This window comes from Trichocoleus sp. FACHB-46 (genome assembly GCF_014695385.1).
In the GTDB taxonomy this organism is placed as follows: domain Bacteria; phylum Cyanobacteriota; class Cyanobacteriia; order FACHB-46; family FACHB-46; genus Trichocoleus.
The window spans coordinates 1-11873 of the sequence record NZ_JACJOD010000049.1; the positions used below are offsets into that span (position 1 = coordinate 1).

Sequence of the window (11873 nt, forward strand, 5' to 3'; positions counted from 1 at the left end):
GATAGCCTTTGGGCTGGTAAGCATCCAGGAACTGACGAGAGCACTGACGGCACAAGTAGTTCTGCTGCTGTTGACGGCGACCGTTTTTGACGACGTGAGTGGATTGACAGTCTGGACATTGCATCAGGAGACCCTCAACGCTGCATCATATTACTATTGTGCAACGCCTTAATTGAGCTATGAGGGACATGGACTGATAGTTGAATCGATAGGATCAGTCCATCCTCATTTTCCTCTAACCACTTTGAAACCACCCTGCATCCACTAGCAGTAATGCGGGCAGCAAGGGTTATCGAGATTTTAGAAAGTTACCGTAGGAAGGGATGGCGTGGTCCCCAGCGTTGGGCATTTGTGCTCTCTCAGATCGATGCGCGGCGATCGCTCGATAAGCAGTTTGCTCCTCAGCTCGCTCAGCGGTATCCCGATACTCCGCGTTTTACCATCCATCAAGACACCACCCTCTCACTTGCAGCTGCTAGTCGTGGAGCATCTGAGCTATCGTTATTGGCTCAGTGGATTATTGATCCAACTAAGGTTTTGGAGGGCACCGATGCCTCCTAGAAAAAAGGCCAAGACAGATGTGTGGGGTGCTGCTCAAGATGCTGCTATACGGCTGCATGGGCAAGATGTGCAGGTTTCTGAGCAAGTTGAGCGTGAGCGAGCGCAGCGTACTGCCCTGTCTCTTGAGCAAATTCAAGATCGCGCCTCCGATACTCGGCAGCTACGCCAGGACCATGTTGAACAGCTAGCTGAATCGATTGCTGTACTTGGGTTACTAGAGCCTTTGGTTGTAGATAACCAGGGGCGTTTGCTGGCTGGTGGTCATCGTAAAGCAGCTATCTTTCACGTCAAGGAAAGCCAGTCAAAGGCTTATCAGCAGAATTTTCCAGACGATATTGTTCCAGTGCGAATGCTGGCTTTCAACGCTGATGACGATCCAGAAAAAGCGCTTCAAGTTGAGATCAGCGAGAACGAAAAGCGCCGAGACTATAACCCTGCTGAGGTTCGGGCATTAGCCGATCGCCCTCGTTCTGCTGGCTATGCAGACACCCCAGGTAGACGAAGTAAGGATGAAAAGCGTCTTAGACCAGCCTTGGAGATCATCATTGGTAAAAGCCTGAGAAGTGTACGGCGTTATTTAACTGAGGAAAAAACTGCTCTGCGACGGGCAAAAGTAGCTCTGGAGCAGTGGATAGCTGCTGTAGAAAATGAGGAGACTACAGCAGTAGAAAGGCAGTTAAGCAAAAAATTGCCTAGTTTGCTCACATTGATAGACAAGGCGGTTAAGAACAGCTAAATGTACTTAAGCTTCTCATTTTATCTATGGTGATTAAAATCACTCCAACAAGGGGATACTGGCTCTATTATTTTTAAGACAATACGGAATTCTGTAGGTCGGGATTAACGACCTATTTATTCATATTAAGTTGAGAATTAAATAAGCTGAATACAACCTAAATCAGCCTTTCTTTTGTAGAGGAGGAAATTTTTGGGATTTTCTACTAAGTATTAGTAGCTACCTAGAGCTACTAATACTTAGTAGAAAATTTGATAGTTCAGAGAGTATTAAAAAATAAAAAAACAGCGGCTCTATATGTACTTGCATTTCTCTCAGCAGTCACTTTTATTCGAATAGATTATGCTAATGCTCAGAATATTGGTGATCTAATAAAGCTAGGATGTGGAAAAATGCCACCACTTTAGCCTCTAGATCTCAAAACGTTACTTATCAAGGAAAGACTGTAACGCTATCTCTTGAGATGCGAGCATCTAGACAATTCCAAGCTAGATGGGTTCGAGCATTTGTTCCTAAAGATACTCAGCTCTATTTCAAAGATAAACGTGGGAATAAGTATGTTAGCTATACGGCACAAGTGCATGGACAGAACTATACTGATGCTGGGATATATAGCCATCACGATTTAGAGAACCAGTGCCTAGATTCACCAATGCTAAACCTGAAGTTAAATTTATTAACAAGCTAGAGGAGAAATACATGGAAATCAGTCTGTGTCAGGTTATAAAAAATGAATGAGGACATTCACCTTAGCCTCCACAGCCTCTTCCGCAATCCATATAACTTCTTATCCACACTTATTGCTCAATAGGAACAGCAGCGAGTTTGGTACCTCTGGTTCACATTGTTATGTGCTCATTCCCTCATTCTTTAAGCTGTAAAATTTATGGATTTCAACACCCCTCTCTCTGCCAATCGTGAATTAACTACTACAACTGCTCTGAATTTTTTTCCTCATGCCGCTTCACCCCTAGATACTTCCGTACAAAACACAATTCGGTTGGACGGACACAGCAGCCTAAATAGTCTGGATCAGGCAATACAAGAGGCAGCAGCTTACCTGCAATCCTTTGCAACCAGTGCTAACTTCTCGAATGTACTTGATATCGCATTTGGTGGCATTTTTGATGTGAGGCGGGCGATCGACTTTGCTCAAAGCTGGACAGATCAAGACTTCAGCCAACTTCCCCAAATCGAGATTATTTCAGGAACAGACATTGCTGGAGCAAATGGAGCTTTTGCCGTCGAGACGAACAGAATTTACCTGTCCGCAGACTTTCTCATCCAAAATGCCAGCAATCTAGATGCTATTACGGGCACTGTTTTAGAAGAAGTCGGACACTTTGTAGACTCCCGTCTCAACAAGATCGACTCTTCCGGTGATGAAGGTGATATCTTCTCTCGTCTCGTTCGCGGTCAGGACATTTCTGCCGGTGAACTGGTGCCACTTAAGGCTGAAGTTGACCACGGGTTTATTACCCTAAATGGTCAACTCACTGCTGTAGAATTAGCTTCTCCATCTGATTTTGGAATTAATTTTAATTCTGCTAGTTATAGCAGAGATTCCAACAAGTTTGTAGCAGCAAATGACACAGGTGGAACATACCTTTGGTGTACAGATTTTGCTTTTGGTCGTGCTCTAGAAAAAGGTTTAATTCAGCAGTATAGCGGTATTGGTGGAAAGATTTCAGGCAATGCTGGAGTTTGGGACGATCAAGCAGGTTCTTGGAGTATACAGGCAAGAGAAAATAGTTTTGTTGTATGGGATGCTAACCAGGGGGGTGCAGGTAGTGTTGGGCATGTCGCTTTCGTTGAAAGGGTAAACAGTGATGGTTCCTTCGTAGTTTCTGAAGCGAACTGGGGTAGTGCCCAAATGTCTTTTAACTCTCGTACTATCAGTTCAGGAACCAGTGCATTCAATACTGCTAAATTTATTTATCTGGGAAGCGCTCCAAACGACAATGAGGCGTTGATCCGTCAACTTTATCAAGATATTCACAATCGTGAACCGGATGCAGAGGGGTTGCAGTACTGGGTGGGACAAATGGCCTCTGGAATAACACTTTCCCAGGTGCGAACTGCCTTTGCAAATAGTCCAGAAGCCAGAAATAATATCAATACTGCTTACCGCAACATTTTGCTGCGTGATGCTGAACCTGATGGGTTACAGTACCATACAAACCTCCTTTCAAGCGGCGCAACGTTACGCGGACTTTATGAAGGTATTTCGTTAAGCCAGGAGGCGAGATCTCAGTTTTGGGTCACTCAATACTTCAACAATACTGACCGTACAGGCTCTCCTGTTTTTGCACAGAGCTTTGGACGTACTAATACAGGATTTGATCGCAATTGGGGAACTGGTTCCCCGTCAAGCTGGGTAGATACGGACAATTTTTCTGCTCGTATCTTTGGGCAAGTTTCTTTTGGTGCAGGTCTACAAGAAATCGGTGTGCAGGCAGATGATGGTGTCAGGGTAAGGGTAGGTGGACAAACAGTTATTGATCGTCTTGTTGATCAGCCTTTCGTTCTAAACACCGGAACCTTTAATGCTGGTAATGGCGGCACTTTCAATGTTGAAATTGAATACTACGAGAGAGGCGGTGCAGCTGCATTAAACTTCAGTTCTATACCTCTTACTCCACCTGATTATTCAGGCAATACTCTTGCTGATGCCAGGGTAATTAATGTTGCTACAAATACGAACACCTATCAAGATTGGGTTGGTTCTTTAGACACCAATGACTACTACCGTTTTAACCTCAGCAGTACCAGCAACTTTAACTTGAACTTGAATGGACTATCTGCGGATGCAGACATACATTTGTTGGATGCCAATGGCAATACTTTACAAGGTTCTGCTAACAGTGCTACTAATGACGAAAATATTGTGCGTCAACTGAATGCTGGTACTTACTATGTCCAAGTTTTTCAGTTTAATGGCAACACCAACTACAACCTCAGTCTTTCAGCAACGCCTGTTGATCTAGATGGTACAGTGAACACTGCTCAAAACATTGGTGCCTTATATGGTAGTCGCACCTTTACCGATCAGGTAGGAACTTCGGATACCAATGACTACTATCGCTTTGATCTGAGCCACATCAGTAATTTACGCCTGAACTTAACCGGATTAAGCGCTGATGCTGATCTCGAAGTCTTAAATAATGCTGGGGCTGTCATTGGTAGCTCCAGATCCGGTGGAACCACTACGGAATTCATTAATTTAAACAATTTGGGATCAGGAACTTACTACGCGCGAGTTTATCGCTATTCTGGTGAAACCGCCTATACGCTTAATTTGGGAGGAGGAATTCCCGACTGGTATCAAACAAGCATAGGTACAACCAATGGAGGAGAACAACGTCATGTGACTGTTGAACGTGTTAATAGTCCCGGCTTTATCGAAAATAAACCGACTTGGTTAGTCATTCATGGATGGGACGGTCAAGCAAACGACTTTCGGGAACTAGCAGGTGCAATTGAAGAGTATGACGGGCATTCGGGAGGAGGTGACTACCAAGTTTTGACGGTTGATTGGGATGCAGCAAGAACAGGAAAAGCTGCTTTGAACGCTGCTGCGACATGGATTGATACTGTGGCAGAAGTTGCTGTAAATACGATTAGGTCTTGGGGAATTTCAGCATCCAATATTAATCTTGTAGGTCATAGCCTAGGCGCTTATGTTTCCTATGAAATTTCTGAACGACTTGGAGGAATCAACAATCTTGTAGCCTTAAATCCAGCTACAACTACCTTTGGGGGGTATGATCACTCCCAAGTGAGTTTCAGTCGGTATTCCAATTGGTCTTGGGCATTCTGGAACAACAACGCAACTGATAGTGGTAACGCTAGCCTCACAGCTGATGAATCGTTTGTACTAGACCTTCCCTTTGCAAATGCTAACGAAGGGCATGGAGGAGCAAAAATTCTCTGGACAAATATGTTGAAGGACAAAAATGGATCTGTCAGCCAATACTTTGGTTTGGAAGATATGAAAGCTTCAGCATATAAACCTTGGGGAAATAAGTCATCTGGTTGGGAAGCCAGAATCCGTGCAGAGGACAACAGGGCAGGATGGGGAGACCCAAACTGGGTAGCAACGGGTTGGAGTGAACCTGGCTGGATCAATATTGGATAATGTGACTAGCAACCTAAATGAGTTCACCAAAATCAATTCTGCCCTTGTATAGCATTTGAGAAATTTTGCTCGCTAATTGCTAGAAGTCTTATCCAGTGAGGCTTCTAGCAATTAGTTTGATTTAATGCTTAATGAATTTAACTGTCCCATTTTGTATCGTAAGTGAGACAGTTCAAGCTATTAGTCGCCAAAGTAAGATGATTGCTGAAAGCTTAAAGGCGTAAAGGTAACGAAGCTGCATCCAAACGCTACATGATGCTTGAAACTCCTGCTAGATAAGGATTTCAGAAAAAATTTTGTGATTTAGCTAAAACATCCCGAAAAATAGCTATTTACGGGCAAGTTGAAATTTTTCAGTTTTTTTAGCTGGATCACTTACTATCCAAGCATCTCAGAGGTTGCGTGGCGTTTGGATGCAGCTTCGCTACCTTTACGCCAAATAGGCCCGGATGACAACCACATAGACCGCTCTGAGATCGCTTGTTATTTCCACCTCTAAACTGAGATCGCGTCAAACAAGCCCCTTAAAGAAAAGACACTAGGACTGTCTACTAATAGCTATAGAGACGCCTAGTGCCGGGTCCAATTAAATTTCAACAACCTCAACTCTACATGAAAGCTAAAGAGTCCGGCTGTGCTCAAACCACAGCTGCTGCGAAGGCGGGCATTTCTGTGCGCACCGCTCGTCGCATCGATAAAGGCGAGCACCGACCGCTGAGATGGGGCTGTCTGACTTCACTCAGCTCAAGGGTGTCACCATTACTGTGAAAGGTCATCCCTTCGCGCATCTGTTGTACCACTACCGCCTCGCCTTTAGCGGTTGGCAATACGTACAGGTTGTTCAAGGCGGAGAGAGCTTTGTCGGTTTGTCCAATGGCTTGCAAAATGCTCTGGCTGCTTGTGACGGTGCTCCTCAGACTCATCGCACCGATAGTCTCAGTGCCGCTTATCGCAATACGGGTGGGCGCAACCCCAAGCTCACCCGGATGTATGAAGAGGTTTGTGCTCACTATCGCTTGCAACCGACGCGCAACAACCTCGGAGTCGCCCATGAGAATGGTTCGATAGAGGCATCTCATGGTCATTTCAAGCGTCGCTTGTGCCAAGCTCTCTACCGTCGGGGCAGCTTTGAGTTTGCCTCCGTTGCGGCTTATCAAGCTTTCATCGAGCAGGTCATCGCCACGCTCAATGCCAAGCAGGCTCAGAAGTTCGCTGAAGAACAACCTTTTCTCCAACCCTTGCCTCGCTACCGCTACCCAGACTACGAAGTCCTCAGCGCTCGGGTCAGTTGCCACAGCACCCTCAGCGTTCGCTGCATCCTCTACACGGTGCCTTCGCGCTTGGTCGGGCAGCGCCTCACCTTGCATCTCTACCATGACCGTCTCCTCGGCTTCATCGGCACGACTCCAGTGCTGGAGTTACCCCGAGTCCATGTGGCGGGTCACGAGAAGATCCGCCGAGCCCGCTGCGTCAACTATCGTCATGTGATTGATAGTCTCCGTCGTAAGCCCAGAGCCTTCTTGTACTGTCAGTGGCAGCAGGAGTTGTTGCCCAATGACGAGTGGCGAACCCTGTGGCAGCAGCTCAAAGAAACCTTTGAACCGGATCAGGCGGCTCGTCTAATCGTTGAAGCCCTTTATCTGGCTGCCACTCATGACAAAGAAGCGGCAGTCGCCGCCTTTGTCCAAGCTCAACTCCGGGAAGGACAGCTGAGTTTGGCGAATTTACAGCAACAGTTTCAAACCCTACTAGACTCTCCTATGCTCTCCTCGGTTCAGTCCGTCCAACACTGCCTATCCTCCTATGACCAACTCCTCTCCTCTGCCCCAACCGACCTCTTACCAGAGCCTGAACCTAATGCTCAAACGCCTCAAGCTGAGCCACTTCCTCGCCGAGTGGCCAGCCATAGAACAGAGGGCAACTCAAAAGCACTGGTCCTATGCTCAGTTCCTCCTGGCCCTAGCCGAGGGCGAAGCCAACCGCCGCGACCAAGCTCGGATCACTCGCGCGCTGAGCGAGGCGCACTTGCCTTACGGAAAGTCCTGGACCAACTTTGAGTTTGCCCATCTACCCAGCCTCAAGCCTACTGTGTTGATGCCCTTCATCGAGGACAGCACTTGGCTGAATCGGGCTGAGAATCTGCTGTTGTTTGGACCTTCTGGTGTCGAAAAGACCCATCTCAGTGCATCGGTCGGCCAAGCGATGGTCTCTTTCGGCAAACGGGTCAAGTTTCTCCCGGCTTCCACCCTCGTGCAACAGTTGCAGCAGGCCAAGTTGCAACTCCAACTAGCGACTGTGCTCAGTAAGCTCGACCGCTATGAGTTACTCATTATTGATGACTTGGGCTATGTCAAAAAGACAGAAATGGAAACGTCAGTGTTGTTTGAACTCATTGCCCACCGCTATGAGCGTAGGAGCTTGCTGATTACGGCCAATCAGCCCTTCAGTCAGTGGGATAGCATCTTCTCTGATTCCATGATGACGGTCGCTGCCATTGATCGCTTGGTGCATCACGCGACAATTATCGAATTGCAAGCAGAGAGTTTCCGCAAGCAGGCTGCTTTAGCCCGTTCTCAGTCTCCTAAAATCTGACTGTAGTTGTCATTTCTCTCGTCTCGCGATCTACTTCTGTTTTCTTATCTTGATCTGCTTCCTTGTTTGGGAGAAATTTCATTCAAAAAGGGCCTATGTAGTTGACATCTAACAGACACCTTTGATCTCGGTAAAGTCGGATAAGCCCATCATCCCTGGCTCATGCCGTAACTCAAACATTACCTCTGGTGCGGGTCCGTGCAGGGCTTTCCAGGTTTGCACTCGTCTCTGTAGGGTTCGCAACACCTGAGGATATTCGCCCGGATAGGTGTCCTGCAAATACTCGAACAAGGTCATGGGTTTGAGTCGCGGTTCTCGCCTGAGCATTGGCTCGAGTTCCCGTTCCCACACACCGGCTAAGGGGTCTCGCGTCTGAGATGATTCACGCACACTACCGCGATTAGGACGATGGGTGCCGGCATCAATGCGTTGCCCAGTTCGGGGTGAGATCTCGGCAATAGAAGCAACCTCGGCTTGGCTCAAGCCGAGGTTGCGAGCGTTCATATAAGCTCTTTTTTGGTATAAGTGAATTGCTTTTGTCGGCACTAGTCTGTCTCGCTTGAGAGGGCTAGTGCCTTTTTTATCGAAAGACGGGTCACCGAGTCGTGAGGTTGTCGTGACCTCGTCTATATCAGTGTCGTCTAATATGGGACCAAGGAATTAAGTAAAACTTATCAATTAACGACAGAATCAGGGTTACAGCTCTTTTGAAAGGGAAGCGATTGATAAGCTGGGATTAACTCTGTCTTCTCATTTGGATGTAACAACGGCGTAGCAATGCTTTGCGCCTTCTACCTGAAGAAAATAGAATTAATTCAGGTAAAAACGAGGTGGGTGGAATGAAGGTAGACGGCCACGGCCAAGCCAAGGTATTAACCCCCGGCGAAATTGCAAAATTGTTTGAGGCACTGGAAGGCGATCGCGCCCTCTTTGGCATCTGCCTCTATAGAACCCATTTGAGATCTCAAGGAGAGGCTGCAAGCCGCTTGAGCACTAGCCTGACACAGCAGAGGTTAATCTTATGTTGCATGAGACAGAGTTCGCTCAAAGCTCTTTACTAGACTTTTACAACGCTCCATCCAAGCATTGGAGCGTTCTATCACCCATCGAGCCACCGCAGGCACTTCGCCACTGAATGCACGTGCCAGTAGACAGTTGAGTAGGGAGGCAAGTATGAAGGCAAGTCTTCCCAGTTACAACCGTTTTCAAGAACTAAAACTACAACCACAGCGTACTATTTCCCTGATGTTGAAAGGGTAATACCAATCATCATGGTGCTTTGATTGGGGATGAGATTCCTTAGCGTACGATTTTTTACAAATTCTCGCGTGACCCCTAGTTGTACTCTCCAGGAAGATCAGTTTTTCTAACAGTAACGCTGCCAACTTTCTTACCTGACATTCTCAATAATTCATCACCTGAAAATTCAAAACCAAGCTTTAGTGCTATTCGCGCAATATCATCTGCGGTTGATGCTGCGAGCACCTCGCTTTTAAGTTCAGGGTCAGACTGCATCTTCTTTAAAAATGCTTCGATTTGCTCAAAAGCCATATTTAAAATTTGATCCTCGCTAGCTACTCGTAATATAAAGAAAAACAGCAGTATATTCTTTAAGACTAGCAGCACAAGGGTATCAAGATTCGGGGGAAAGATGATTATCGCGCCACCCTCAGAAACCTGATATTCTCCCATTCGTAATTTTGGTACTGGTCATTGGTTCCTTTGCCCTGGCATGGGTTGACGAGGATGCCGTCTAACCCTGCGTTGGAACGGCGGAATAAGGGCGATTGGCTATGATGCGAAAATTGATTGCCGCCGTTCAACTACAACGTTATCCCACAAAGCCCATGCCCAACTCGGAAGCCGTCAAATTGCAGATCCGCTCGGCGTTCGCGAGCGTCGAGTTCCCGGGCGATTGGTGCCTACGCGGCAGCAACGAAGGTGACGAGCCATTCCTGCTTGAGCAGGAGTTCAAAGGCAAGACCGATTGGCAAGCGCTCGACCCAGCTTTCATTGATCGCGCGCCGGACGGATATGGGTCTGCCCTCAGCTTCTTCTCAGACGAAGCTTTTCGGTTCTATCTGCCGGCGTACCTGATCACGGATATTGACGGCAAGCTGGACATGCACGACCCCGTTTTCCACCTGACCCACGGCCTGACGGACGAGACAAGAGGCAACCGCGTTAACCCGCGCCGTTACGGAGAACGGACGTGGTTCGACGAGCAGGGACACAGGTTCGCAGTGTTCGATCGTGAACAGGCGCGCGCGATCGTGAGCTATTTGGAGCTGAAGCGCGAGACCGACGAGTTTCAACGCGACGAGATTGATCAGGCGATCGCAAATTACTGGTCGGGGCGCGCGGAAGCCAGTGCGGGATAACCACGCACTGCAACGGACCGGGCGGGCGGAACGGTCCCTGTTGCAATAACCATCGAGGAGCCGCTTTAGTCTAAAGACCAAGAATGAGGTTGGTGAGATGAAGGTAGATGGACATGGCCAAGCCAAAGTTTTAACATCCGACGAAATTGCAAAATTGTTTGAGGCATTGGAAGGCGATCGCGATCGTGCCCTCTTTGGCATCTGTCTCTACACAGGGTGCCGCATCAGTGAAGCCTGCTCGATGCTTACCACAGATGCTTATGATGCAGCTGGGGTCAGAATGAAGATTAATCTGCGTAAGGCCAACACTAAGGGAAAGCAGGAGACGCGCCAGATTCCGGTCAATTCGGTTCTAAAAGGATACCTGGAAACATATCGGGCGGGAGTGGGCAAGCAATATCTCTTTCCGGGACGGCACGGGCGCGGACACATCAACCCGAAGTCAGCCGATGAAATTCTCAGGGAGACGTGCGATCGCTTGGGGCTGATGGGAGTTAGTACGCACAGCTTTAGACGAACTGCTCTGACCCAAATGAGCAGTGCAGGGATACCGCTGCGGGTGATTCAGGAGATATCAGGGCATCGTAGTTTGCAGGCACTTCAACGGTATTTGGAGGTTTCTGAGCTGCAATTGGAAGGGGCGATCGCGGCTTTAAGTTTTTGAAGTATCGACGCTTAGTGAATCAGTAAATCTCTTAGACTGAATCTAATAAGTTTCGAAGTCGTGTCTCCATGCCAGCACCGTAGATTCCGTCTAATCCCATTTCTGGGATCTTAGGCAGAATAAAAGGCGAAACCAGAGCGAAGAAACGCTGAAGAATTCAGGCTAATTCTCAAAATTAGGGGTGTTATACGGAAAATTTTTCGGACTAATGTCCGACTTGGGAGACTAGCCCGAAGAAACTTGCAGGTCACCATGGAAGCCGAGGTCACGTTAATTCCGTTCTCCAGCACTGAGGTCACGCTACTAAGAGGTTGGCTAGTGGCTCCTCATGTCGCTGCCTGGTATGCTGACCCTGAAGACCATGTTGAGTGGGCAGCCAATCCGCCACCTGGCGGTGATCGGGCACTGATCGTAGTTGGAGGTCAGACAGTTGGCTACGTTCGATGGCAGACTGTGTCGCGTGAAATTTTGGATTCAGTGGGTCTTCACGAAATTCCTGCAGGATCGGTTGACGTAGATATTCTCATTGGTGAGCTGGAGTTTGTTGGTCGTGGGATCGGACCGAAAGCACTCCTGATATTGTTGTCGCAGCTTCGCCAGAGGCGAGATGTCCCGTTGGTTGGTCTAACTACAAGGGTGCAGAATCTGTCCGCACAGCGCGCCTTCACCAAAGTTGGCTTTCGCGTTCTGCGGGAATACAGCCCTCCTGGATATGGCCGTTGTTATCTTATGGTCTACAGTTTCAGTGAAGATGCCTGACACTGCGGTGGTGCGGACGGAACGGTGATTATTGGTGGGCTT

At 47.8% G+C, this 11873-nt stretch carries 9 protein-coding genes and 1 pseudogene; 7 read left to right on the forward strand and 3 right to left on the reverse strand.

The window, feature by feature from the left end; all coding sequences use genetic code 11:
- Positions 1 to 124 (reverse strand): IS1 family transposase (locus tag H6F72_RS24985; protein ID WP_304940961.1); only part of this gene is annotated, 124 nt, incomplete at its 3' end.
- A 227-nt stretch (positions 125 to 351) separates the two neighbouring features.
- Between H6F72_RS24985 and H6F72_RS24990 the strand changes: the two genes are divergently transcribed.
- From H6F72_RS24990 to istB, 4 genes are all read left to right on the forward strand, one after another.
- Complete coding sequence (locus tag H6F72_RS24990) at positions 352 to 561, forward strand: hypothetical protein (RefSeq protein ID WP_190442023.1); 210 nt, start codon at positions 352 to 354, stop codon at positions 559 to 561.
- Positions 551 to 1297: a ParB/RepB/Spo0J family partition protein gene (locus tag H6F72_RS24995; RefSeq protein WP_190442025.1), complete on the forward strand. Its 747-nt coding sequence runs from the start codon at positions 551 to 553 to the stop codon at positions 1295 to 1297. Before H6F72_RS24990 ends, H6F72_RS24995 begins: the two co-directional genes overlap by 11 nt.
- An 886-nt stretch (positions 1298 to 2183) precedes the next feature.
- Positions 2184 to 5435 (forward strand): pre-peptidase C-terminal domain-containing protein, encoded by a 3252-nt coding sequence (locus tag H6F72_RS25000; protein ID WP_190442027.1) that lies wholly within the window; start codon positions 2184 to 2186, stop codon positions 5433 to 5435.
- 1857 nt (positions 5436 to 7292) lie between these two features.
- Positions 7293 to 8027 carry an IS21-like element helper ATPase IstB gene (gene istB, locus H6F72_RS25005; protein WP_304940959.1) on the forward strand — a complete coding sequence of 245 codons (735 nt, stop codon included), beginning with the start codon at positions 7293 to 7295 and terminating at the stop codon, positions 8025 to 8027.
- Between the two features lie 114 nt (positions 8028 to 8141).
- Here istB and H6F72_RS25010 read toward each other — a convergent pair.
- A pseudogene (locus H6F72_RS25010) lies at positions 8142 to 8573 on the reverse strand (IS21 family transposase); the annotation flags it as partial.
- Positions 8574 to 9362: 789 nt separating this feature from the next.
- Entirely contained in the window at positions 9363 to 9719 is a 357-nt protein-coding gene (locus H6F72_RS31235) for a Nif11-like leader peptide family natural product precursor (protein ID WP_370527561.1), read from the reverse strand.
- A 101-nt stretch (positions 9720 to 9820) separates the two neighbouring features.
- Here H6F72_RS31235 and H6F72_RS25025 point away from each other — a divergent pair, with 101 nt between their 5' ends.
- The 3 genes from H6F72_RS25025 to H6F72_RS25035 all read left to right on the forward strand — a co-directional run bounded on the left by H6F72_RS25025 (position 9821) and on the right by H6F72_RS25035 (position 11831).
- On the forward strand, positions 9821 to 10408 hold the full coding sequence (locus tag H6F72_RS25025; RefSeq protein WP_190442031.1) for a DUF6714 family protein: 588 nt from the start codon (positions 9821 to 9823) through the stop codon (positions 10406 to 10408).
- Between the two features lie 97 nt (positions 10409 to 10505).
- Positions 10506 to 11072, forward strand: a complete 567-nt coding sequence (locus tag H6F72_RS25030; RefSeq protein WP_190442032.1) for a site-specific integrase — start codon at positions 10506 to 10508, stop codon at positions 11070 to 11072.
- A gap of 252 nt (positions 11073 to 11324) precedes the next feature.
- Positions 11325 to 11831 carry a GNAT family N-acetyltransferase gene (locus H6F72_RS25035; RefSeq protein WP_190442035.1) on the forward strand — a complete coding sequence of 169 codons (507 nt, stop codon included), beginning with the start codon at positions 11325 to 11327 and terminating at the stop codon, positions 11829 to 11831.
- The last annotated feature ends 42 nt before the right edge of the window (positions 11832 to 11873 follow it).